Here is a 24,844-nt window from a genome sequence, read left to right as displayed (position 1 = left end):
CATTTAAAAACTAAATATTAAATATGAGTCCAACTGTACTATTGTGTTTCTTAATTGGGTATTTTACTCTTTTAATTATCATCGCTTTCGCTACATCGAAAAAATCATCAGATAATTCTACTTTTTTCTTGGCAAACAAAAATTCTAAGTGGTATTTAGTTGCTTTTGGGATGATTGGAACGGCACTTTCTGGGGTAACTTTTATTTCAGTACCAGGAGAAGTTGGTGCTCCAGCAGGTAATCAGTTTCAGTATTTCCAGTTTGTTTTAGGTAATGCTGTTGGCTTTATCATTATAGCTACAGTGCTTTTACCGTTGTATTATCGGATGAACTTAACTTCCATTTATAGCTATATTGAACAAAGACTAGGACATTACAGTTATAAAACAGCAGCATCAATATTTTTATTGAGCCGTACTTTGGGCTCGGCAGCAAGACTATACCTTGTCGTTTTGGTACTTCAACGTTTTATATTTGATAGTTATGGCGTCCCTTTTTGGGCAACTGTTTTAATATCATTAGGACTTATATGGTCTTACACTTTTAAGGGGGGTTTAAAGACCATTATCATTACTGACACCCTGCAAACCTTCTTTTTGGTATTATCTGTATTCTTAACTATATATTTTGTTTGCAGTAGTTTAGATTTAAACATACCACAGGCTTTTGAAACTATAAAAAGTAGCAGCTACTCTAAAATTTTCTTTTTAGATGACTTTGTATCAAGTAAGTTTCATCTCAGCAAACAGTTTATTGGAGGTATTTTTGTAACGATTGCCATGACTGGTCTGGATCAAGATTTAATGCAAAAAAATCTAAGTATGAAGACCATCGCTGAAGCAAAAAAAAATATGTTCACGTTTACAGGAATATTTGTGATTCTAAATATATTTTTTTTAAGTGTTGGAGCCCTTCTTTATATTTTTGCTTCTAAAAATGGGATAGAAATTCCCTTAGATCAAGTTACCGGTAAGCCGAGAACAGATATCCTTTTTCCATTAATAGCTTTAAATCATTTGACAACTGTACCTGCAATTGTATTTATGTTAGGTTTAACAGCTGCTACATTTGCAACTACAGATAGTGCCTTAACAGCTTTAACAACATCTTTTTGCGTAGATTTTTTAGGAATGAACAAAAAGGAAAACTTAGAGAAGAAAGATGCAGTTAAGAAAAGACACATGGTACATATAGGTTTTTCTCTATTGATGTTTTTAGTAATTTTAATTATCAATGCATTCAATAGTTCCTCGGTTGTTAGTTTAATTTTCACAATAGCATCTTATACTTACGGACCGCTTTTAGGTCTTTATTCATTTGGTTTATTTGTGAAAAACAGAGGTTTGCACGATAAATTAGTTCCTATTGTCTGTATTGTTGCTCCAATTCTATGCTATCTATTTGCAACAAATTCGAAAGATTTACTCGGAGGATATGTTTTTAGTGTAGAACTGATATTGGTAAATGGATTGATTACCTTTATAGGCTTATTACTGATCAGCAAGAAAACAGATCAACAAACTAAATTTTAAATTGGTTCAATTGTTCACTAGTTCATTTGTTGTATACAGCCTAATGAACCAATGACACCAATGAACAACAAATAATATACTAAGAATGACAAGTGAAGAAAAGATAAGAAGTGCATTTGCCAATAAAGATTGGCAAGAAATAAAAGTAACAGATAGCTGGCAGATTTTTAAAATCATGGCAGAGTTTGTAGATGGATTTGAGAAGTTGGCTAAAATTGGTCCTTGCGTAAGTATTTTTGGTTCTGCTCGTACTGCAGAAACTAATCCATATTATGAGATTGCAGTAGAATGCGGTCGTTTATTAACAGATAGAGGGTATGGTGTAATTACTGGTGGTGGCCCGGGTATCATGGAAGCTGGCAATAAAGGTGCTCACATGAATGGTGGTAAATCTGTAGGTTTAAATATTGATTTACCGTTTGAACAATTCCACAATAAATACATCGATCACAATAAATTGTTAGAGTTCGATTACTTTTTTATTAGAAAAGTAATGTTCATGAAATACTCACAAGGTTTTGTGGTATTACCTGGCGGGATGGGAACAATGGATGAATTATTTGAAGCAATAACTTTAATTCAGACTGGTAAGATTGCCCGTTTCCCAATTGTTTTAGTCGGTAAAGCTTACTGGGGTGGATTGGTTGAGTGGATTAAATCAACCATGTTAGAAAAAGAGCACAACATTCATGCAGAAGATTTGAATTTATTTAGATTGGTTGATACAGCCGAAGAAGCTGCAGAGCATATCTTTAGATTCTATGATAAATATGTATTGAAACCGAATTTCTAAACGTTTCGAGGAAAGAAGAAATCTGTTTAGTCATTAATAGCCAACTTTTTAGTTGGCTATTTTTTTGTCCCAGTTGTAACGAAATTAGAAGAATGTAGTCTATATTATATAAAATAAAAGGCGAGTATGGAAAGCTATTTAACCTGGAACAAAGGAATATTCGAAAGTAATTATCAGATTTTTGAACGTGGGAAGATCAGCTGTACTATGTTTTTTGATACTTGGAGAAGTGAAGCAAAAGCTATAAGTCAAAGCAAGAATTATAGGTTTAAAGATGATGGCCTTTATGGTACAACGACGCAGATATTTGATGGAAATAATGAGTTAATTGGGTTTATCAATTACGATGATTGGAAAACAAAAGCTAATATTACGTTAAATTCTGGAGAAAAATATGCTTTAGATTTTACTAATACTTGGCATTCTCAATGGATTATAACCAATTTTAACGACAAGCAAATCAAATACGATTCTTCAACATCTTCGGGAACAGTAGTTTCAAACACTGATGATGAATTGATGCTTTTGATAGGGTTTTATGCAAGAGAGCACTTCACTAAGATGTTTATGCTTTTAATATTTATTGTGATTTTTATTCCGATAATCTATAGGGGTATTCTTTAGAAATGACTAACGCCACCACTAACCACTAATTTCATTGCATCAGCAGCACTAATGTTTAATGGCTTGATTTTTTCTTTACTTACCACATAAACTTGTCCGGCAAAAGAATATGAAAATGGGAAATAAACAATGGCATCACCAGGCAAATCGAGCTTTGTTAAATCGTTTTGCGTTAAAAACCCAATTCTTTTCATTCCTCCTTCTACATTAACTAACACAGGGTGATTAAATTTCTTTTCATCGCCAACAAAAGCTTCTGTTAAATCTTTAATAGAAGAAAAAATAAAATTTAGAAGCGGTAACTTATTCATTGTACGTTGAAACCAATTGTACATTGGCTCCGTTACAAAATTGGTTACAAAAATCCCTGCGATTAGTATGATGAAAATCACCAATCCTAATCCTAAACCAGGAATATTTCTATTGGTACCGGTTAATGGGTTTACGCCTAAAATATTATTAATGTTTAACCAACTATCAACAGTTGTTACCGCCCACACCACTATAAAAATGCTTAGGGCAATTGGCACAACAATCAATAATCCTTTAATCAGGTAATTTAAAAGCGCTCTTCCTATCCTATTCATATTGCAAAAATAGGGAAAATATCATGGAGTTGTTAGATTTGGTTTAATCTACCAAGATGGTTTGAATTGATCTTGCTTTTATTGTCGTCGTTTCAGAAGGTTTTTTCTTGACTTGCAATTTCATATCCATCCCTTCTTCTGTATTAGTTACATAAGTTGTTGCAGTAGTATAATTTCGCTTTGCATTTTTAATTTCCAGCTCAATATCAATATCAACTTTACCATAATTAACTAAAACTAACACCAACTTATTGTCTTTATTCTTGAAAGCAGAAACAAGCAATTCCTTTTGCAATTCATTTTCTTTATCGGGAATTGTTTCTGTTAAAATCCTTGTCATTCCTGGTCTAACAAACCTACTATAATGACCCAAAGCCCATAAATTTTTAGTTACCATAAATTCGCCATCTTTAAAATCAGGTTTTGGCTGTAGTGCAATTAGGTAATATCTTGTATTTCGCTTTGCGTTTCCTGGTTCATAGGCATTCCAAAATTGCCAAGCAGTAGCATTGCCTACTGTTAAATCTGCGTGGATTACCTTTGCTAAAAAAAGTGCACAATCCATTGGGCTTCTGTCTCCTTGTTGGCCTTCCCTAAAACCATCAGCTAACATCGAATACTCAGATTGCCAAAAATTTAATTGATATTTCTTTATGGTATCAGCAAGATGCTTTCTTGTTTCCAAAAGCACCTTATTATTTGATTCTGTAAAATAGCTATGACCAGCAATAGTTTTTGGAACACGAGATAAATTTCCGACGTATAAAGCATTTTTTTCATCAAAAAAACTTTGAATTTGATGTGTTGCCTTCCCTGTTCCCGCATATAAGTAGTTAAGCATTCCAGCTTCTGATATTAAGATTTTGCTAGTTAATTTCTCTTTTTCGAGCACAGTATTTAATTCTTTGGTGACTTTAAAAATCTCAGCATTTGTCCAAGGCGTACCCTCTTGGTCTGCTTCTCCAGGTTTTCTAGACCAATCCCATTGCGGTTCATTTACGGGAGATATGTAACTAAAATGAATTTTTTGTTGGTCAAAATGCTTTATCACATTTGTTAAAAATTGAGCATAATTTTCATAACGGTCATCACGAAGGTTTGTTGTAAAATCTTTTTCAGTTTTAAAGCCTAAACCATTTTTAGTAAATTGTACAGGTGGCGAATTTGAAAATGCGATTAACGTTTCTACGCTATAATCTTTTGCCTTTTGAAGAAAAAACCGCTGACCAACTTGTTTGTTCCAGTCATAAGTTCCATCTGGATTTAAAAACGAATCAGTTCGCCTATTAAAATCCTTTATACCGCTATTGCTACCTTGTTCTAGTGTACCTGCCCCAATATTAAAACGCCAAGCAGACAAGCCAATGCCAGCTAAACTTCCATCATCATTAATCTTTCGACTAAATAGTAACTCTGCAATTTTCTCCTTTTTCTCGCTTGGCCAAAAATTACCAACACTTTCAGAATACCAACAACCAGATGATCCAAAATTTTCAATTACTTGGGCAGTTTTACTTAAATCGATTTTAAGTTTTATTAGTCGATTTTGTTGTGCTTTTAAACTTATGCTAAATAAGCTGAGTACAAACAAACAAATGATTCTAAACATTGAGATTAACTTTATTCGTAAAAATAAACTCTTTTCACCCTCTGGGAAACATTTGTTAAAATTTCATAAGGAATGGTCTCAATCTGTGTTGCTAAATCACTAATGGTATGTTCCTCATTAAAGACGATAACTTCATCGCCTGTTTTTACATTTAAACCAGTAACATCTAACATACACATATCCATACAAATAGAACCAATCGTAGGAACCAACTTACCCTTGATTAGCATCTTACCTACGCCATTTCCAAATTTACGGCTATAGCCATCTGCATAACCAATTTTAACTGTTGCAATTCTTCCGCCTTTGGGCATGCTGCCTTTTCTACTGTAGCCAACAGTTTCACCAGCATTTAAATTTTTAACCTGTGTAACTGTGGTTTTAAGAATAGCGACTGTTTGTAAACCCTTATTGTTATTTAACGCCCCATCAAAGCCGTACAACCCAATCCCAATCCGCACCATATCTAATTGCGCTTGTGGCCAACGTGTAATCCCAGAAGTATTTAAAACATGCTTTATAGGCTCATAACCAATTAAGCTAGCTACTATAGTGTATAATTTATCAAATTCATGCAACTGGTGTTGAGTAAAACCATCATGTTCAGCTTCGGCACTTGCCACTAAATGAGAAAATATAGAAACGACTTTTAATTGTTCATTATCTTTCAAGATATCTAGTAAGTCTGGTAAATCAACAGCCTCAAAACCCAAACGGTGCATGCCTGTATCTAACTTTAAGTGAATTGGAAAATCCTTTTCGTAAGCAGGTAAAAAATTGAGGAAACTCCTTAGAATATTTGCATTATATATTTCAGGCTCCAGATGATTTTTAACCATTGCCTCAAAAGCAGAAGGCTCAGGACTCATGACCATAATTGGCAAGGTTATTCCAGCTTTACGCAGGGCGATGCCTTCATCCGCATAGGCAACCGCCAAATAATCTACCTTGTGATATTGCAACAAATTGGCAATTTCAAAACTTCCACTTCCATAAGAAAAAGCCTTAACCATTGCCATTACTTTTACACCTTTATTTAATTTAGAGCGATAAAATTGCAAGTTACTAGCTAATGCATTTAGGTTGATTTCTAGAACTGTATCGTGTATTTTTTGTGTAAGTAGTTTACTAATTCTTCCAAATTCAAATCGCCTTGCACCTTTTACCAAAATGGTTTCATTTGCAAAATGAATGGCAGGTAACTGTTCAATAAAATCTTGTGTGCTTTCGTAAAACGATGATTCAATTGCAAATAAATTAGCAAAAGCAGAAATATGAGGACCAATACCAATTAGTCGATTTAAATTTTTCTGTATAAGCAAAGCTGATATTTCTGCATAAAGCACTTCATTGGTTTTACCTGTTTCGTAAATGTCTGATAGAATTAATGTCTTTTTAGGATGTTGGTTTTGTAGGTTTAAAAAATCCAACGCGATAGCCAATGAAGAAATATCTGCACTGTAAGAATCATCAATTACAGAGCAATTTTCTATGCCATTGATTAACTCCAAACGCATACTCACTTGCGTTAATTTCTCTAAACGTAAATCTGCCTCTTCTGGCGAATAGCCCATTGCCAACAGTGTAGCCCAGCAAATTATGCCATTTTCTACCGATGCTTTATCGCTAAACGGAATTAAACATTCTATTTCCTTTTCTTTATAAGTAGCTCGGATGTAGTTTTTACCTTCAATCGGCTCAATAAAAGAGATATGTAAATCTGCAGGCAGGTTTAAACTCCAAGTAAACTTTTGTTTTCCTGGCAAATCTGCATTAGCTACATCAATTAAATATTCGGGAGCATAAATAAAGAGTTCAACATCCTTAAAAAGCTTTAATTTCTCTGTTAATTTTTCAGCTTTGCTTTCGAAGCCTTCAGCGTGTGCCTCTCCAATATTAGTTAATATTCCAATTGTTGGACAGATGATATCTGCCAAAACTTCCATTTCATTCTTAGTTGAGATACCAGCTTCAAAGATTGCTAAATTATGTTCTGCATTAACTTGCCATACAGATAAAGGCACACCGATTTGAGAATTGAAGCTTTTAGGGCTACGAATAATATTAAAATCTGATGCTAGTAATTGATATAACCATTCCTTAACAATGGTTTTTCCATTACTACCAGTTACACCAATTACTTTTAAATCGTTTGCTTTTCTATTGTAAGTTGCTAAGGATTGTAAGGCCAGTAAAACGTCAGTGACCAACAAAAAATTGGCGTCTTTCAATTTTTCCGCATAGGCGGAATTAGAGATTACAAAATTGCGAACCCCGTTTTCATATGCATCTTTAATAAACTGATGACCATCTCTCTGTGCATTCACCGCAAAAAACAAAGAACCTTCTGGGTCTATTACAGTTCTACTATCCGTTAACAGCTTTCTAATAACTGTTTCTGGCTTCGATAAAACAGCCTTAGCTTTTAAGATTTCGGAAATATGTGAAATGGAATATTGGTCTGCGATCATTATGAAACGAATTTATGAAAATAGCGGACATAAAAAAAGTCCCGATTTTCATCGGGACTTTCAATTCGATTTGTTTGTACGCCCAACGTTACAAATATCCAAACATTTTTTTGAAGATTTACAAGTGTTATTGCAGATAGTTGCTTTAAAGATGCGCTATTTGCAATAAGGCAATGGGAAGAATATCCAAACGTTTTTAATATATAGAAAATGGAATTCCTGATTTGTAAACATACCAATAATTGGTATATTTGTTTATAACGTTGAATAACTATGGCAAAAAATACATCTATATTATTAGGAGACTATTTTGATAGTTTTATAAATAAGCAGCTAGAAACCGGAAAATTCTCATCTGCAAGTGAAGTAGTACGGGCCGCCTTAAGAATGTTGGAATATTCAGAAACTAAAAAAGCTGAACTTGTCAAAGAATTGAAGAAAGGTGAAAAATCGGGCTTCGTGAAAAATTTTAATAAAAAAGACTTTTTGGAGTCTTTGCATCAAAAACATTCATAAAGGAATGGAATATAAAATTAGTAACGAAGCACTTAAAGACCTCGAAAACATATGGATTTATACTTTTGAGAATTGGTCTATTGAACAGGCGGATAGGTATTTCGGCTTGCTAATGGACGAAATCGAGTATGTCTCAGACAACCCACGATCAGGTAAAGATTATAATCATATACGAGAAGGATATTTTCGGACTCGTGTAAAATCTCATTTTATATTCTACAAGGTGAACTTAAAAACGAATTTTGTCGAAGTTATTAGGATTTTACACCAACAAATGGATATTGACGAGAGGCTCAATGATTAAGAAGCATGTAGAGCGATTACAGATTGGGCTTGGTTCTTTTGCTAGTTATAAAAGCGTAAACTGATGATTCTTAAAGTACACTTTATAGCATCCAAACGTATCAGTTCATTTGCAACGGATTAATATTTTAAAATATTGGTATTTAGGTTGCAACAACCTATAATTAAATACTTTCACGACTATTTTGTTTCCTGTATCTTCTTATCCCATAAAAGCAATAAAGCCAAACTGCTAACGATATTATAAAAACCGGCACTAAATATTTTATCGGGTAAAGAGGTTTAGTAATAAAATTGGTGAAATAGGAAATTATACAAAAAAGAGAGAACGGAGCAACAAAGCCGGTTAAACCCATTAGCCCACCATATAGCATCACTTTAGGCTTTAAAAATTCCATAACTGTTTATACTGGTTACTAAAGATAGCAAATATTTAATACCAACTGTCACAACCATTGGAGTGATAGGTTACTATATTTAATTAGGGATACATTTCAAAGGAGTAATATCATAGCTCCTCTTTACTCACTAAATATTTTTTCAGTAATTGCTGCAATGCATGCTTGATATAAGAAAAAAACACGCAAGGCATTCGCACCTTGCGTGTTTTGTACTCCCAACGTTACAAATATCCAAACATTTTCATGAAGATTTAGAGTCATTATTGCTCTTGATTGCATAGAAACGAGGTTTTGGTAATATGGCAACGGGAAGAATATCCAAACGTAATTTGTTCTACTACGTTTAGGATATTAATGATAAGGATGAATGGTGAAGGGTCTGCGCAAAATTAATAAGGGGATTTATTTTTTCATGCTGAAACGATAAGTTGAAATTCTTTAGTAGACAATGATTCTATTTTACACTCAAATAAACTTTTCTTTTAAATGAATTGGGTAATTCTCCAAGTCTCTAGTAATATCACCGTCTTTAAAAATATCAAAACAATTGTAGTCTCCAACAATTTCAACGCCACAGAAACGATAATTGCTGGTAATCTGGATTAAAACATCCGCTGTACTTCTGCCTTCAAAAAGCAACTGTTGTGGATCATCGAAGCTTGCTTTTGGAGCATTCCAAGTACTGCATACCATAAATTGCTTGCCCTGCATTTTACCGCCAGTTCCGTATTGTCTAGTAAGATCTTCTCTTGTTCTACCATCGCCAGAAAGAAATTTTGCACTATGGAGCCCACTGTTAAACACTTCGTCCACATATTTTTTGTAAATCCATGGTGCGCCAAACCAATTGATGGGCGTTTGAAGGATGATGATATCGGCCTGCATGTGTTTTTCCACTTCTTCATCTGGATTGTAGCCATCCTCCACTTTGGTCTCTAATACCTCAAAATTATTGGCGATAAAAAATTCTTTTGCCGTGCCTTGAAATGCATCGTTCAATAACCCTTCCGACCAGTTAGGATAGGTAAGATGCGTATTTATTAATAGTACTTTTTTCATTTTATAGATTCCCCTTTAATATTTTTCAGTAGACATGTAGATCTTAAAACCTACAATATCTATCTTATGTTTTCCGTTGTTAGAACGTATAATCTATCGAGCTCATGTGTGCCTCGCCCATACGTTCACCGTAAATTGGGAACTTCGACAACATCGTATCAATAGCCTGAATATCTGCCTGCGTCAGGTTAAGATTTTGCGCTCCTAAATTTTCTAACAAGTGGTTTTCATAACGGGTGCCAGGGATTGGTACAATGTTAGGACTTTTCGCAAGTAACCATGCAAGTGCTACCTGAGATGGTGTAGCATTCTTTGTTGCAGCATATTGTTTAAGCCATTCAATAAGCGGCATATTTAATGGCAAGAACTTTTTTGAAAAGCGTGGAAAGCCCGCACGAAAGTCTGTCTTTTCATCAAACTTTGTAGATGTATCATACTTTCCTGTCAAAAACCCCGAACCTACCGGCGACCATGGCACGAAGCCAATGCCTAGTTCTTCACAAGTTTTTAGTACACCGTTTAACTCAACATTACGCGTCCACATAGAATACTCTGACTGCACAGCACTAACTGGCAGAACAGCGTGAGCCCGACGAATAGTTTTAGGGCTCGCTTCCGATAGGCCAAAGTGCAACACTTTCCCTTGTTGAATAAGGTCTTTTATGGTGCCTGCCACCTCTTCAATTGGTACATTAGGATCAACACGATGCTGATAATATAGATCAATATGGTCTGTCTGTAATCGTTTTAGAGATTCTTCAACAACTCTTTTGATCCTCTCCGGTCGGCTATCCAGTGCTACAGTACCATCGATGGCGAAGCCAAATTTTGTGGCAATCTTTACCTGATTACGGAAGGGTTTTAAAGCTTCTCCAACAAGTTTTTCATCTGTATACGGGCCGTAGACCTCGGCAGTATCAAAGAAGGTTACGCCATTTTCAACTGCTCTACGAATAGTTTTGATAGACTGTTGGTGATCAGCTGGAGGATTGTAATTGCCCGCCATGTTCATGCACCCAAGCCCAATCTCGGAAACTTCCAGAGTGCCCAGCTTTCTTGTTTTCATTCTCTTTTCTCCTTTATTCAGTGTTTGAGATGGAATAACCTCGCCATAAGACAATATTGGAGCAGCTATCAGACTAGCACCAGCCAAAGATGCTAGTGAGATGAACTCTCGACGGTTAAATCCTTTTGTGTCCTTTTCCATTGCACAAAGTTCATCATAACCTTGTTAGCGAAATAAAGAAAAACAAAGGAAAAAGTATAAAAATCAAATATTGGAAGCCCGTACCGATTTTGGAACCATACCCGTCTTCTTTTTGAAGAAATTATTAAAGTAAGTTGAATATTCAAACCCGAGCGCATAGGCGATCTCGGAAATGTTCCAATCCGTATGCAATAGTAGTGCCTTTGCTTCGCTAATAACCCTATCTGCAATATGGCTCGTGGTTGGCTTTCCAGTCACTTCTTTTACTGAGCTATTAAGATAGTTGACATGCACATTCAAATACCTTGCATAGTCCTGTGCTGTTTTCAACTGGAGGTGCTGTTGTGTGCTTTCGATCGGAAACTGCCTTTCTAGGAGTTCAAAAAAAACCGAAGTAATCCTTTCTGTTGCATTGGTGTGCTTACTACTGCTTTCTGTAGGCTGCATCTTTAGTGCTTCATGTATGATGAGTCCAATATAATTTCTTATAACCTCATCCTTAAACACATACGACGACTCTTGCTCAGCTAGCATTTTTTCAAAAAGACCGCTAATTGTTTCTTTCTGTTGCCTGTTAAGATTAAAAATTGGAGTACCGCCCAATTTAAAAAGAGGTGACTGTTGAAGGCTTTCCGACCTGTCTATCTGCTTTAAAAAATTATCTGTGAACAGACAGGTATAACCGAGGAACGATTCCGAAATAGGTTCGCAGGAGTACGGCACATGTGGATTGCCGAAAAAAAGGTAAGTCTCTTCGGTCTCAATAGTGCGGTCAGAATAGTGGAACAAAAATTTGCCGTTGGTAATATTGATCTTATAAAAATCCTTACGGCTATAGCTGTGCCCACCCAAGTTGCTGTCGGTTTTGTATACCTTAAATCCTTGAAGTTTCAATTCGGAATTAAATTCAGAGTTTTCTGTTACACGGTTTTTAGTCATTTATCAAAATTAATATAATCAAAGGTAAATACTTAATTAATAAAATCAGTTGGATTACGGATTAGCAATTAAGAGTTTGATTTTAATTGACATATTTTTAACATAAAGGACAACGAGAATCGAACCCCAAATAGCCATCTAATGTTCATTAAATGAAGATTTATAAAACCGTTAAAACTAAAAAACCCTCTTTACTCATCGTAAAAAGGGTTTGTACTCGGAGCGGGAATCGAACCCGCACGCCTGTTGAGGGCACAGGATTTTAAGTCCTGCGTGTCTACCAGTTCCACCATCCGAGCTTAAAAGCTAAAAAGCTTTTAAAATAAATGCCTCCTGGTAGGAAGGCATTTAGAGCGAAAGACGAGATTCGAACTCGCGACCCCGACCTTGGCAAGGTCGTGCTCTACCAACTGAGCTACTTTCGCATTTGCAACATCATCCGATGTTATCCCTTTTGATTGTGACTTTCTAATGTGTCTCTCTCCGTTTGGGAATGCAAATATAAGCAGATTTATATTTCTGTCAAGGAAAATTTAATAATAAATTTCACTATTCTGTTAAGTTATTGGCTTTCAGTACATCAAAAATTAAATCTTTTTCAAAACCCTTGCTTTGAAGGTATGTAATGAGCTTATATTTTCTTTTTAATGGATCTTTTTCATTTATAATTCTCTGCTTTTTCTCGGCAGTTGCCAATAAATTCCCTAAATATTTATCTCCATCAATACTATTTAGAGCTTTTTGAATCAACTTATCTGGAACTTTTTTGAGTTTTAGTCCTTGTTTAATTTTTATTTTGCCCCATTTTTTGATATTTACCTTTCCCGAAACATAAGCCATTGCGAACCTTTCTTCGTTTAAAAAGTTAGTGGTAATCAATTCTGATATTAAATCTTCAACCTCATTTTGATGCAAACCATATTCATAAAGTTTGTTGCGAACCTCTTGTTGCGAACGTTCTTGATAAGCACACCAACTCTCTGCTTTTAGCAAAGCTGTTTTTTTATCCAGAATTTGTGGCTGTTTTTTTGGAGCTTCCATAATAATAGTTGAAAGTCGTAAAAATTTATGATTTCATAATTTTAATTTTAATGAACTTAAAAAAAACCATTTAAATCTTTAAGCGTTAATTAATTATCTCGATTAATTCCTCAGCGTTTTTTACCTAGCTAATTAATCCTTGTTATGAAAGCACTTCATCATCTTTTACTTTGGCCTATCCTATTTGTTGGCATGCATGCAAATTCTCAGACAGATACTATTAGAGACTTCAAAAACCAAAAATCTATTCAGCTTAACTTAGGCACCCAAGGTATTGGCGTAGAATTTCTTTATGGAATATTACCCAAATTAGCCCTCAGAGGAGGCGTTAATGCAATCCCATTAAAGGCGAATGATATTTTTAAGATTGAAGACTTTAATTCTACCACCCATGCTTCTGCAGATTTTTACAACGTCCATGTACTGGCAGATTATACTCCTTTTCAAAAAGCAAGCTGGTTACGTTTAGTTGGTGGTTTTGCTTATTTTTTTAAAGCCGATGGAAAGGTTAGAATTACTCCATCTGATAATTATACTTATGGAGACTTAGTGCTCAGTGAGGAACAGGTTGGCTATGTAGACTTAAATGTAGATTGGAAAGGAGTAGCGCCGTACTTAGGACTAGCCTTTGCCAATACATTCCCTCGAAAAAAGTTTAATGTCAGTTTCGATTTAGGCACTTATTATTTGAGCAAACCAAAAGCAGATATTATTGGGACTGGCTTATTAGAAGGAAACTCCTCACAAACAGCACAATTTCAATCCAATATTAAAAATTACAGATGGTTACCAATAGTACAAGTAAATTTCAATTATAAATTTTAAAATCTAATGCCATGTCTACAGCAAAAATGATAGGTTTTACTTTAGTGATACTCATATTATCAGCTTGTAAAAAACCTACTGAAAACATCAAAATAATTTTAGACACCGATGTGATTAAAAACACTGCTATGATTAATGTAACTGATGCGCAAACTGGTAATTCAGCCCCGAGTAATGCTACCATAACTATTACTGGAGACCAGGCTGATGATATTTATGAATTATCGGGCGAGAAGGACATCAAATTAAATAACGGAATGGTAACCATTGGCTTACGTCCTGGTGTTGCACCTACAATCGACAAACCAATTAGTATCACAGTAAAGATTAATGCATCAGGCTACAACGAACAAACCAAACAGATTACCTTTACCACAGCTCAAAAGCAACAAGTTGTTAATATTGCCATTACTAAAACCGGAACTACAGCCCCTCCTATTGTTATCCCTCCGCCGCCCGTTTACAATAACACAACCCTAACATTTGTAGGCAAATGCCCGAACAGAACAGATTTAGAAATAAGACCAAGTGTATATGTTTATTTCAAAAAGACAGGCGCTGCTGGTGCTTTTCAATATTTGGGTTATATGGAAAAGGGAAAGATAACTACCAATTTATTAGCCTTAAATGAAACCTATGATTTTCAGATTGTTTACGGCGGAGCGACTTATAAAACAAGTCAGAAAATTGAGCAAACCAGTTACAATTTAACCATTGACATGCCAGAAGCTTGCAAATTTTGATATGATAATGAATTAATTTATAAATCAAACCAAATAACTTTTTAATGATTTGACATAAATTTCTAACTTTATCAAAAATTAAATTATATGGGACCTCAATCACCAGAAGGCTTACAAACCTTACTTATTCTAGCTTCAGTTTGCGTTATCATTTTAATCACAGCATTTTCTTTAACTTTTTTTAGAAAAGCAGATACTAGCGACAAAAAGCATTAGTTTATAAAGAAATAAAAAAGGTTGGCTTTAACACCAACCTTTTTAAGAGACATTATTTTAGGTAGTATTTAAAATATCGCAAGTAATCTCAAATTTTCGGTCTTCCTTCTGCCCAACTCACGTTTTACTTCTTCATCATTCATTTTTAAAGCCCAAGCAGGTACAATTTCAAATTTTGGAAAACTGTTAAACACCCTACTTTCGTTGTCGTAAGTGAGTCCAATAAACTCGCCTAATTTGGCAACCTTAGCATAATTAGGAGATTTATCTACATAAGCAAATTCTCCTTTTTTGTTTTTCTCAAAAATTCCAACATAAAACGATAATCCGAAGTTAGATTCAATTGACTTGTCTATAATACGAATGTGAATACCTTTTCGAGCCGCTAAATAGATTAATTCTTTTGCAAAAGGCATCACTTCTGGTGTCATCTTTGAAAGCATTTTCTCATTTTCAGGGTCACTCAAAACATTAATTTCTTCAGCCTCATCTATCAGTAAACTATACAAGGCATCCCAAGTTTTAGCCCAGGGATAGCCATCTGCTCTTACATTAACTTTCTGTTGGATGGCTTTAATGATAGATTCAACATTAATATCATAAGGAATTGAAGAAAATAGAAGATAATAAATGTGTAACCAAGTTTTGGATGAGGCAACTCCATCTATTTCAATACCTGCTTTTTTTTGTAGCGCTTTAATTTTATCTGAACAGTCCATCATAAATTTTAATAAACGGGGATTATTAAATACTATCGAATAAACTTTAATAGCTTATTTGTTTAGCATTAGCTAAATGACAGTTTTTTACGATGAATTTTGAGCGTAGTTTTGCTTGAAGTAGCTATTGAGTGTTTTAACTTGGTTAACTAGGTAAAAATACCTAGTCTTTATTTAGAGAGTGTATCTAAATCGAATATCTTATGTTTAAGCGCATATAAAACTAGGCCTGCAGTATTTCTGCTACCAGTTTTAAGCAATAAATTATTACGATGCCCTTCCACTGTCCTATTACTTAAAAAGAGTTTTTCGGCAATTTCATTACTATTTAACTGTTTACAAATTAGCTGAAGAACCTCTTTTTCTCTAGGAGTAAGGTTATCTTCTTCTTCTAATTTAATTTGATTTGTTTTTTTCACCAAGCCTTTTCGCATAATTTCGAGCATTGGTAAAGTAAAATAAAAATCGTTTTTAAAAACTTCTCTAATCGTTAATTCTACTTCCTCTGGTTCAGCATTTTTTGCTAAATAACCATTTGCTCCAGCCTGAATAGTAGCTAAAATAAAGCTTTCCACCTCGTGGCTTGACAGTATAACCACTCTAATTGACGGATGCTTCTCCTTTAATATCTTAAGCGCATCTAAGCCATTCATTTCTGGCATGGAAAGGTCAAGCAATACAATGTCTGGTTTTTCCTCACAACTATCACAAAGTTCTAATAGCTCCAATCCGTTTCCAGCTTCAAAAACTAGAGACATATTTTCAAAAGAACCAATAAGTGCAGCCATACCTTTCCTAAAAAGTTTTTGGTCGTCAGCTATGGCGATATTAATATTCATAGGGATGTTTTGAGTAGTGAAATTATAAAAAATGCAGGTTAAATGTTGATTTTTTTTTAGATTAGTCGAAATAATCCCTAAATAACCCCCAATGAAAACTTTACTTAATATACCTACAGTTTCAATTCCAGATGCAAAAGCTAGAGTTGAAAGATTTAGAAGACAGCTAAGTGGTTCAATGCCAGAAAGCAACATCCCAAGAGCTGTATTAATTCCAATAGCTGATATTTTACAAATTATTGATAAGTACCAATATGTGGATGAAGATGGAGTTACAAGAAATGAATTACGAGGTGTTCGTGCATATTTTGCTGTTAAGCAAGGCGACCAAGACTTACCTGATGATGTTACTGCCTTAATAGTTCCTGTAGACTTAAAAGGAAATGATATTGTAAAAGATCCTGAACTCGGTGAAGGAGAAGATGACAAAACCGAAATATACGATTTCACTAAACCTTGCCCTGATCAGTGTGATCCTGAAAGCCCATTATTTGTAGTCTAATGCGTTTAAAATACTTATTCCATGGCGTACTTGTACCATTAAGTATCCTCATACCTATTGTAGTATTTATACTTAATTACAAAGGACATAAGTTAGCCCATAAATTTATTTTTTATTACCTAGTTATATCTGGTTTAATAAACCTAACTGCCATTATATTAAGTAATTACAGTATACCAAACCTGCCCTTATTACATTTATATACTGCAGTTGAAGCCATATTATTGTTTAGTTATTTCAGATCTATTTTTAAACAACAAACAATTAAGAAGGCACTTACCTTCTTAATTGTTTTATTCCCATCGTTTTGTGCCTTAAATTTTATCTTTTTGCAAAGGCATGGTTATAATACCTACACAAGACCATTGGAATCAATATTGATTACGTTTTTTTGTTTGATGTATATCTATAAAAATGGATTTGCCGAGAAATGGTTACAAAGCTCTATTAATTGGCTGAACATTGGTATTTTAGCTTACTTTCCAGCATCGCTGATGATATTCATTTCTTCTAATTATTTAATAGATAAAGGCGACAAAACAATGAACAACATTGTTTGGGAACTTCATGCTGTATTGGTGTTAATCATGTACCTTGTCTGGGCGAAAGGTTTCAAACTAATGGGCAATGGGCGATAACATCTATGTGCTAATTTTTTACAGCGTATTTGGTGTCTTTTTACTGGTTACCTTTTTCTTGGTGCTCTATATCAGAAACCAAAATATGCTATGGCAGCAAAAGAAACTATTTCAAGAAACTGAAATTCAGCAGCAAAAAGAATTATTAAGTGCAGTAATAGAATCTCAAGAAATTGAGCGCAAGCGTATTGGACAAGACCTACATGATGAAATAGGTGGTACTTTATCTGCCATAAAATTGATGTTAAATGCTGCTAAAAATCAAGGTTCAGGTAGTGAAGAAACCATCAATCAAGCCAAACAGCTTATAGATAAAATGATGATTGATGTGCGTAATTTATCGCATGATTTATCACCTCCTAGCTTGGCCATGTTTGGCCTTTATACAACTATTGATGCCTTTGTTGATTTAATTAATAATACTGAAGAGATAGAAATTATTATTACCCACGACCCTTTAATTGAAGAACGCTTATTGGATGAAAAATCTGAGTTAGCTTTGTTTAGGGTGATTACTCAATTAATTGCCAACACATTGAAACATGCTAATGCCACAAAAATCAACATCAGTTTTAAACCAGATGAACAGAATCTCCATATAGATTATGTGGATAATGGAAAAGGTGCTGACTTTTCAACGTTGAATGCAAAAAAAGGCATTGGGATGCAAAACATCCAAAGTAGGTTACAAATGGTTAATGCCACTTATGTTATAAATACTAAACCGAATGAAGGTTTTAAAATAAACATCAGCTGCCCTATTCAAAAGCTAACTGAATCTTAATCTTTTTGAACTGCCAACAATAAATCTCCAAATTTCGCAACATTCTCAGCTATCACATCTGCTTTCACATCAGAAGCAGCCACATCATTCATTGTGGCTTCTCCAGAAAGAACTAAGACGCCTACAGCATTTGCATTTAGCGCCATTTTAACATCGGTATACAACCTATCGCCAACCATAGCGATTTCTTCAGGTTGCAAACCTTGACGATGTAAAATTCCATCTAGCATTCTGGGATCTGGCTTTCCTAGAACAATATCTGGTAATCTTTTGGTTGCACCTTCTATACAGGCACAAATTGCACCACAGTCTACCAATATTACATGCTGGTCTGTTGGGCAAACCCAATCTGGATTGGTGGCTACGTAAGGCAATTGCTGACTAACCCACCAAGCGGCTCTACACAAACGCGAATAAACTAAAGTACTGTCAAAACCTACCACAACTGCATCTGGTTTATCATTTGCATCATCAGCAGCGGAGATAAATCCATTAGCTTCAAACTCCCCTATCATGCTTGGTGTACCTAAAATAAATAGACGTTTAACCAAAGGATGATGACTTTTCAGATAATCTATAGTGGCTAATGCAGAAGTATACATTTCTTCAGCAACTGCTGGAATACCCATTTTTTCTAAATGTTTAAGGTAATCTCCAATGCCTTTTGAAGGGTTGTTAGTTAAAAATGAATAACTAATTCCTGCACTTTTTAAGCTTTGTAAAAAACCTGGTGTGTAGGAAAAAAGCGTACTTCCATTATAAATTGTTCCATCCATATCAAGCGCTACGTGTTTAATTTTTTTTAAACGCTCTATTAATTCTGGTGAAACATTATTGATAATTCCTTCGTATGATTTATTTTCTGACTGCATTTAAAATTAGTTTTCTAGTTCATCATATCCATGGGCTTTTGCTTTCCACATCAAAGCGAAAACAAATACGCCAATTAAAGCCATTCCTATCATCATCATGAATACATAATCCCAAGCTTTGCCTGGATTAACTTTGCTAATGGAATCTACCATAAAACCTACGCCAACACCAGAAACCAAGCCACTGGCATAACCAAACATTCCTGTTAAGCCATTTGCTGTTGCTGCAGCTCTATTGGTTGCTTGGTTTGCTGCTGCAATTCCGATAAGTGCCTGTGGACCGTAAATGAAAAACCCAGACATTGCCAAAACAAATATCATTACCCATTGCGGACTATTACTAGGCATGTATAAAAAAATCGTCATGAATACAGCTACACCAATCATACAGTACAAAGAAGTACGATGTGCTTTTCCAGCCAGATATTTATCTGTAACCCATCCTGCTACTAACATACCGATAATACCAAAAATTTCAAAAACAGCAACCGTCCAACCAGCATTAGAAAGTGTCATTCCACGTGCTTCTTTTAAAAATGTAGGTCCCCAGTCTAAAACCGCAAAACGAACCACATAAACAAAGAAATTTGCTATTCCTAAAATCCAAATGTATCTATTACGGTAAACAGATTTACGCACAAAAGCTTTAAATTCGGCAGAAGACTCTTTTCCCTTTTTATAGGTTTTATGTAATTCAGGCAATCCAACTGATGAAGGTGTATCTCTTAAACTTATGAATAATCCAATTGAACCAATTAATGCAATTGCAGCTGGTATCCAAAAGCACCATTTCCAAGCACCATAGTGAGAAGCAGATTCTATGACACTTTTCATTTTAACTGCATCGTTCACATCAACTTTCAAATTAGCAGCAATTGAAGCTATTACTTCAGGATTAGCACTCAGATTAGTACCTAAAGAACTCATGATATAACCAGAAAGAATTGCTATTAATGCCGCACCAATAGAATGAGAAGTATTCCAGATTGACATTTTTGTAGCAAGCTCATGTTGAGGTATCCAATGAGTTAATAATCTTGCCACTGGGGGAAAACCACTTCCTTGAACCAGATTATTTAAAATTAGAAATGCCCCAAAAATAAAAACCATGGTATTGGTAAACATTGGCCCATCAGTTTGACCAGTAAATAAGGTACTCAAATCAGCTCCCCAACCAAATGCAAAATTTGCCAAGGCACATAAAAACAAGCCAATAGACATTTGATAACGAGCATTTACCCTATCAGCAAGTATCCCATTCAAAAATCTTGATACACCATAGATAATGGTTATCAAAGTCATTATTATGCCGAAACTTGTTTTAGTGATACCATATTCGGCAGTTAAACCAGGAATGGCAAATGAGAAGTTTTTACGAACGAAATAAAACACGGCATAACCAATCATGGTAATGATGATGGTTTTTATCTGCCAGTATTTAAACTTCTTTTTCGCCGTTGCGTCCATAGACGCATATTCTTGGTTAGCGTTATTATCCATTTGTTTATTTTTGGTTAGGTCTTTTGAATTAAAAATGGTGAAGCTTAAATTTCCCAAATTCCGTCTTTTCCAAATAAATTATCCAGCCATTGATTTAAGTAACCAGTACGCAGAGCAACATCTAAAATGGTAAATCTTCTACGAATAAATTGAGCCCTTATAAATGTTTCTCTTAAACGTTCTCTGGTAATTGATATTTGCTCTGGTTCAGTTGGTGCGCCAACTAATTTTAATCGTCGTATGGCTTCCTGATAAGGTACTATTTGTTTCTCTAACTTAGCTTTTATGGCGGGCCAGTTTTCTTTAAGTGATTGTAATTGTGTCCCTAATTCTTCAGCATTGCTATATTTTGCTTTAGTTTCTTGCAAACCGATTTCTGGGAAATCTGTGCCCACAAAAATAGCCAAGGCTTCTTTGTCAGATTTTTCGGGAGATGGCCAAGCTGCCAAAGCGTTTTTCACATCCAAATTACTTACATCAGTTTTTAAGAATTCTTCATAAAACGCTGTAATAGCTAGGGTTCCAATACTTACTTGAAATCCGTGCGAAATATGTTCTCCATGATGCAAATGATTTTCCATGTTCCACAAATGGCTAAATTGATGTTCTGCACCAGAAGCTGGGCGACTTGATTTAGACCACTGCATGGCGAAACCACCTAACATTAATCCTTCTACCAACTTTGTAATGGCAACTGGGTCGCCATTATGTACACCTTCTGGATCTGAAAGTGCATCATGTAAACCATCTTGAACAATGGACCATGCTTTTTCGTCAATTGGTTCTATATTCAAGCTATCTGCCAAAATCCAATCGGCACCTGCGGTAATTTTAGCAAATAAATCAGCATAGCCCGAAGCTGTCATTTCTCTTGGTGCATTGCAAATGATATCAATATCTGCTAAACAAGCTTGTGGTGCAGGGCAATTGAAAGTTTGTTTAGCACCATTTGCAGTAATAGAAGCGCCAAAAGCGGTATAACCATCCATAGAAGCAGCAGTTGCTACGCACATGTATTGGCGACCAGTTAAATGTGAAGCCAACTTGGTCAAATCGTTAATTGTTCCAGAACCTACAGCAATTGGAATAGCATTATTCGTTTTTAGGAAATTAGCCAATTCATCAACAAAAGTATATTCTGCATATAAATCTGGGTGATTGTAAATGTATGGGCTCAGTTGAGGAATTTTAGCTTTTTGAAGTTCCTTATAAACTGTTTCGCCAGCAATCTTATAAGTCGTTGTATCAGCGATGATCACAGCTGTTTGATTAGGAAATTGTTCTAAAAACAAATCAGCTACTTCTTTTAAAAGTCCTTTTCCAATTCTTAACGCTTTTGTTTCGCTTGCGGCTGCTAATGCATCTTCTACTTTCGACATATAATATTCTTAATTGACTAGCTGTTTCGTTTTGTATCGTTATGAATTTGATTTACTTTCAAATAAATAAAATTAAAGCAAATAAAACAAATCGAAAGTTCATTAAATATCAACAAAGTGCAATTCAGTTTAGCCAATATCTATTTTATCACAGTTATCAATCAATTTACTTTGTCTAATCTGAATTAATGAAGTATAATTGTTACCGAATTTAAAGGCCAGCTAATAGTTGAGGTCTAAAAATAATTCGATTCTTACCAATATATCTACTATGAAAAAGCTATTTCTAATCGCATTAATATCGATTTTATCTTTAAATCTTGTTAATGCTCAACAACTTAAATCGCCCAATGGCGAAACAATTTTATCCTTTTTGCTAACCAGCGATGGCATACCAACCTATCAACTCAGTTATAAAAGCAAAGATGTTATAAAAACCAGTAAACTTGGTTTAGAGCTTAAAAATGATAAAAAATCGCTGTTAAACGATTTTGTAATCACAGATACAAAAAACTCTTCGTTTGACGAAAACTGGACACCAGTTTGGGGTGAAGTGAAAACCATTCGTAACCATTACAATGAGATGGCGGTTACTTTAAACCAAAAAGAAACCAACCGCCAAATGATTATTCGTTTCCGTTTATATAATGAAGGTTTAGGTTTCAGGTATGAATTTCCAACTCAAAAAAACTTAACCTATTTTGTTGTTAAAGAAGAAAAAACGCAGTTTGCAATGGCTGGCGACCATACTGCATATTGGATTGCGGGAGATTATGACACGCAAGAATACGATTATACAACTTCTAAACTGTCTGAGATTAGGGCTTTAAATGCAAAAGCAATTACTGCAAACTTATCTCAAAAATCATTTTCGCCAACTGGAGTCCAAACTTCATTAATGATGAAAACTGCCAATGGTTTATATATCAATTTACATGAAGCAGCGCTGATTAACTATCCATGTATGCATTTGAATTTGGATGATAAAAATATGATTTTCGAATCATGGTTAACGCCAGATGTAAATGGAGATAAGGGTTACATTCAAGCTCCTTTTACCACGCCATGGCGCACAGTTATGGTAAGTGATGATGCGAGGGAAATTCTAGCATCAAAAATGATTTATAACCTAAATGAGCCAAATAAAATCAAAGATACTTCGTGGATTAAACCAGTTAAATACGTTGGTGTTTGGTGGGAAATGATTACTGGAAAAAGTTCTTGGGCCTATACCGATGATTATCCTTCTGTACAGTTAGGGATTACAGATTATAGCAAGGCAAAACCAAATGGCAAACACGGCGCAAATACCGAAAATGTAAAAAAATACATCGATTTTGCAGCAGCTAATGGATTTGGTGGCGTTTTAGTAGAAGGCTGGAATGTTGGTTGGGAGGATTGGTATGGCAATTCAAAAGATTACGTCTTCGATTTCGTAACGCCATATCCAGATTTTAAACTACAAGAAATTAGAGATTATGCCAAATCAAAAGGTGTTAAAATGATCATGCACCATGAAACATCTTCATCAGTTCGCAACTACGAACGCCATATTGATACGGCATATAAATTTATGAAAGCCAATGGTTACGATGCCGTTAAAAGCGGTTATGTAGGCAATATTTTACCAAGGGGCGAGAATCATTACAGTCAGTGGATCATTAACCATTACCAATACGCCGTTGAGAAAGCTGCTGAGTATAAAATTATGGTTAACGCACATGAAGCGATTAGGCCTACAGGAATTGCTCGTACCTATCCAAATTTGATTGGTAATGAATCTGCAAGAGGAACAGAATACCAAGCTTTTGGTGGCTCGAAACCTAATCACGTTACCATTTTACCTTTCACTCGTTTACAAGGTGGCCCGATGGATTATACACCAGGTATTTTTGAAATGGATATTAGTAAATTAAATCCTTCAAACACTTCCCATGTAAACGCAACAATTGCTAATCAGTTGGCCTTGTATTTAACAATGTATAGTCCTTTGCAAATGGCGGCAGATTTACCAGAAAACTATAACCGATTTGCCGATGCATTTCAATTCATTAAAGATGTGGCTGTTGACTGGGATGACAGTAAATACATTGAAGCTGAGCCAGGTGAATATGTTACAGTTGCACGTAAAGGGAAAGGTACTGGCAAATGGTTTTTAGGAAGTGTGAATGGCGATAATTCACGTACTTCAAACATTTCCCTAGATTTTTTAGAATCGGGCAAAAAATATACGGCTACTATTTATGCAGATGCAAAAGATGCGCATTACAAAACTAACCCACAAGCTTATACCATTCGCAAAGTTGCGGTAACCAGTAAATCTAAGTTAGCTCAGTTTTGCGCACCCGGCGGAGGTTATGCCATTAGTTTTTTAGAGAATAAATAATTTTTGTAGTTGAAAATCAGAGTTCAGAGTCATTGGCGAGCGATAGTCCTGCTATCGCCTATAGTTCTTTTCGCCTTTGGCTCAAAGAAGCTATTTGGCTCTATCAGGTTTATCATTTGGGGCCTGTGCTATAAAATCCCCTCAAAAGAGCTACCGACATTGCTTTATAGCCCCGACATAAGCGAAAATACCTCGATTCTTCATCGAGGATTGTAGCATTGGCGGGACGAAATTTAAATATTAGCACTAATTTGCGCTTCAAATTCTTATGCTTATCAACTTTTTCTTCAACTTCTGATAGCACCATATAAATTGTCGCATTTGACCATCCTTTTTCAGAATTAGTTGGACTATCTTTA

At 35.0% G+C, this 24,844-nt stretch carries 24 protein-coding genes and 2 tRNA genes; 11 read left to right on the top strand and 15 right to left on the bottom strand.

What is annotated here, in order from left to right:
- Nucleotides 1–23 precede the first annotated feature (23 nt).
- The 3 genes from R2Q59_RS02835 (at nt 24) to R2Q59_RS02825 (ending at nt 2,949) form a co-directional block, all read left to right on the top strand.
- On the top strand, nt 24–1,532 hold the full coding sequence (locus R2Q59_RS02835) for a sodium:solute symporter (protein WP_316783506.1): 1,509 nt from the start codon (nt 24–26) through the stop codon (nt 1,530–1,532).
- Between the two features lie 85 nt (nt 1,533–1,617).
- Complete coding sequence (locus R2Q59_RS02830) at nt 1,618–2,325, top strand: TIGR00730 family Rossman fold protein (protein ID WP_316765526.1); 708 nt, start codon at nt 1,618–1,620, stop codon at nt 2,323–2,325.
- A 126-nt stretch (nt 2,326–2,451) separates the two neighbouring features.
- Entirely contained in the window at nt 2,452–2,949 is a 498-nt protein-coding gene (locus R2Q59_RS02825) for a hypothetical protein (protein WP_316783504.1), read from the top strand.
- Here R2Q59_RS02825 and R2Q59_RS02820 read toward each other — a convergent pair.
- From R2Q59_RS02820 to R2Q59_RS02810, 3 genes are read right to left on the bottom strand one after another with little or no spacing between them, the layout of a single operon-like run.
- A complete protein-coding gene (locus tag R2Q59_RS02820) occupies nt 2,946–3,536 on the bottom strand; it encodes a DUF502 domain-containing protein (protein ID WP_316765522.1) in 591 nt (196 codons plus the stop codon). The genes R2Q59_RS02825 and R2Q59_RS02820 overlap by 4 nt on opposite strands.
- A gap of 43 nt (nt 3,537–3,579) precedes the next feature.
- On the bottom strand, nt 3,580–5,145 hold the full coding sequence (locus R2Q59_RS02815; protein WP_316783502.1) for a glycoside hydrolase: 1,566 nt from the start codon (nt 5,143–5,145) through the stop codon (nt 3,580–3,582).
- 11 nt (nt 5,146–5,156) lie between these two features.
- Nucleotides 5,157–7,616: a bifunctional UDP-N-acetylmuramoyl-tripeptide:D-alanyl-D-alanine ligase/alanine racemase gene (locus R2Q59_RS02810; RefSeq protein ID WP_316783500.1), complete on the bottom strand. Its 2,460-nt coding sequence runs from the start codon at nt 7,614–7,616 to the stop codon at nt 5,157–5,159.
- Between the two features lie 273 nt (nt 7,617–7,889).
- Here R2Q59_RS02810 and R2Q59_RS02805 point away from each other — a divergent pair, with 273 nt between their 5' ends.
- Together R2Q59_RS02805 and R2Q59_RS20580 are read left to right on the top strand one after the other, a co-directional pair.
- Nucleotides 7,890–8,132: a type II toxin-antitoxin system ParD family antitoxin gene (locus tag R2Q59_RS02805; RefSeq protein WP_316783498.1), complete on the top strand. Its 243-nt coding sequence runs from the start codon at nt 7,890–7,892 to the stop codon at nt 8,130–8,132.
- A 4-nt stretch (nt 8,133–8,136) separates the two neighbouring features.
- Nucleotides 8,137–8,436, top strand: a complete 300-nt coding sequence (locus R2Q59_RS20580; RefSeq protein WP_410478913.1) for a type II toxin-antitoxin system RelE/ParE family toxin — start codon at nt 8,137–8,139, stop codon at nt 8,434–8,436.
- A 520-nt stretch (nt 8,437–8,956) separates the two neighbouring features.
- Here R2Q59_RS20580 and R2Q59_RS02800 read toward each other — a convergent pair.
- The 7 genes from R2Q59_RS02800 to R2Q59_RS02770 form a co-directional block, all read right to left on the bottom strand.
- Nucleotides 8,957–9,115: a hypothetical protein gene (locus R2Q59_RS02800; protein WP_316783496.1), complete on the bottom strand. Its 159-nt coding sequence runs from the start codon at nt 9,113–9,115 to the stop codon at nt 8,957–8,959.
- A gap of 186 nt (nt 9,116–9,301) precedes the next feature.
- Nucleotides 9,302–9,895, bottom strand: a complete 594-nt coding sequence (locus R2Q59_RS02795) for an NAD(P)H-dependent oxidoreductase (protein WP_316783494.1) — start codon at nt 9,893–9,895, stop codon at nt 9,302–9,304.
- Nucleotides 9,896–9,974: 79 nt separating this feature from the next.
- On the bottom strand, nt 9,975–11,102 hold the full coding sequence (locus R2Q59_RS02790) for an aldo/keto reductase (RefSeq protein WP_316783492.1): 1,128 nt from the start codon (nt 11,100–11,102) through the stop codon (nt 9,975–9,977).
- A 63-nt stretch (nt 11,103–11,165) separates the two neighbouring features.
- Entirely contained in the window at nt 11,166–12,041 is an 876-nt protein-coding gene (locus R2Q59_RS02785) for a helix-turn-helix domain-containing protein (protein WP_316783490.1), read from the bottom strand.
- A gap of 214 nt (nt 12,042–12,255) precedes the next feature.
- Nucleotides 12,256–12,340 (bottom strand) — tRNA-Leu (locus R2Q59_RS02780).
- 53 nt (nt 12,341–12,393) lie between these two features.
- Nucleotides 12,394–12,466, bottom strand: a tRNA-Gly gene (locus R2Q59_RS02775).
- Between the two features lie 124 nt (nt 12,467–12,590).
- Nucleotides 12,591–13,082, bottom strand: a complete 492-nt coding sequence (locus R2Q59_RS02770; RefSeq protein ID WP_316765517.1) for a regulatory protein RecX — start codon at nt 13,080–13,082, stop codon at nt 12,591–12,593.
- A 144-nt stretch (nt 13,083–13,226) separates the two neighbouring features.
- On the opposite strand from R2Q59_RS02770, the gene R2Q59_RS02765 reads away from it, so the two are divergent.
- Complete coding sequence (locus R2Q59_RS02765; protein WP_316783488.1) at nt 13,227–13,907, top strand: hypothetical protein; 681 nt, start codon at nt 13,227–13,229, stop codon at nt 13,905–13,907.
- Nucleotides 13,908–13,918: 11 nt separating this feature from the next.
- Nucleotides 13,919–14,650, top strand: coding sequence for a hypothetical protein (locus R2Q59_RS02760; RefSeq protein ID WP_316783486.1), 732 nt, complete (start codon nt 13,919–13,921; stop codon nt 14,648–14,650).
- Nucleotides 14,651–14,934: 284 nt separating this feature from the next.
- Here R2Q59_RS02760 and R2Q59_RS02755 read toward each other — a convergent pair whose 3' ends face one another.
- On the bottom strand, nt 14,935–15,588 hold the full coding sequence (locus R2Q59_RS02755; protein WP_316783484.1) for a hypothetical protein: 654 nt from the start codon (nt 15,586–15,588) through the stop codon (nt 14,935–14,937).
- Nucleotides 15,589–15,755: 167 nt separating this feature from the next.
- Nucleotides 15,756–16,424 carry a response regulator transcription factor gene (locus tag R2Q59_RS02750; RefSeq protein ID WP_316783482.1) on the bottom strand — a complete coding sequence of 223 codons (669 nt, stop codon included), beginning with the start codon at nt 16,422–16,424 and terminating at the stop codon, nt 15,756–15,758.
- Between the two features lie 91 nt (nt 16,425–16,515).
- Between R2Q59_RS02750 and R2Q59_RS02745 the strand changes: the two genes are divergently transcribed.
- Genes R2Q59_RS02745 through R2Q59_RS02735 form a run of 3 tightly spaced genes read left to right on the top strand, consistent with a single transcriptional unit; the run spans nt 16,516 to nt 18,348 of the window.
- Nucleotides 16,516–16,926 carry a hypothetical protein gene (locus R2Q59_RS02745; RefSeq protein ID WP_316765510.1) on the top strand — a complete coding sequence of 137 codons (411 nt, stop codon included), beginning with the start codon at nt 16,516–16,518 and terminating at the stop codon, nt 16,924–16,926.
- Complete coding sequence (locus R2Q59_RS02740; RefSeq protein ID WP_316783480.1) at nt 16,926–17,564, top strand: hypothetical protein; 639 nt, start codon at nt 16,926–16,928, stop codon at nt 17,562–17,564. Before R2Q59_RS02745 ends, R2Q59_RS02740 begins: the two co-directional genes overlap by 1 nt.
- The gene (locus tag R2Q59_RS02735; RefSeq protein WP_316765508.1) at nt 17,554–18,348 is read left to right on the top strand and encodes a sensor histidine kinase; all 795 of its coding nucleotides are present in this window, start codon (nt 17,554–17,556) and stop codon (nt 18,346–18,348) included. Before R2Q59_RS02740 ends, R2Q59_RS02735 begins: the two co-directional genes overlap by 11 nt.
- Here R2Q59_RS02735 and R2Q59_RS02730 read toward each other — a convergent pair.
- The 3 genes from R2Q59_RS02730 to R2Q59_RS02720 are packed head-to-tail and all read right to left on the bottom strand — an operon-like array spanning nt 18,345 to nt 22,099.
- The gene (locus R2Q59_RS02730) at nt 18,345–19,220 is read right to left on the bottom strand and encodes an HAD-IIA family hydrolase (protein WP_316783478.1); all 876 of its coding nucleotides are present in this window, start codon (nt 19,218–19,220) and stop codon (nt 18,345–18,347) included. The genes R2Q59_RS02735 and R2Q59_RS02730 overlap by 4 nt on opposite strands.
- A gap of 6 nt (nt 19,221–19,226) precedes the next feature.
- A complete protein-coding gene (locus tag R2Q59_RS02725; RefSeq protein WP_316783476.1) occupies nt 19,227–20,720 on the bottom strand; it encodes an MFS transporter in 1,494 nt (497 codons plus the stop codon).
- A gap of 44 nt (nt 20,721–20,764) precedes the next feature.
- Entirely contained in the window at nt 20,765–22,099 is a 1,335-nt protein-coding gene (locus R2Q59_RS02720) for a sn-glycerol-1-phosphate dehydrogenase (RefSeq protein WP_316783474.1), read from the bottom strand.
- A 271-nt stretch (nt 22,100–22,370) separates the two neighbouring features.
- Between R2Q59_RS02720 and R2Q59_RS02715 the strand changes: the two genes are divergently transcribed.
- Nucleotides 22,371–24,485, top strand: a complete 2,115-nt coding sequence (locus R2Q59_RS02715) for a glycoside hydrolase family 97 protein (protein ID WP_316783472.1) — start codon at nt 22,371–22,373, stop codon at nt 24,483–24,485.
- The last annotated feature ends 359 nt before the right edge of the window (nt 24,486–24,844 follow it).

The organism is Pedobacter frigiditerrae (assembly GCF_032678705.1).
GTDB classification, from domain to species: Bacteria; Bacteroidota; Bacteroidia; order Sphingobacteriales; family Sphingobacteriaceae; genus Pedobacter; species Pedobacter frigiditerrae_A.
The sequence above is the reverse complement of the archived record's forward strand: the minus strand, read 5'-3'. Positions and strand labels throughout refer to the sequence as shown.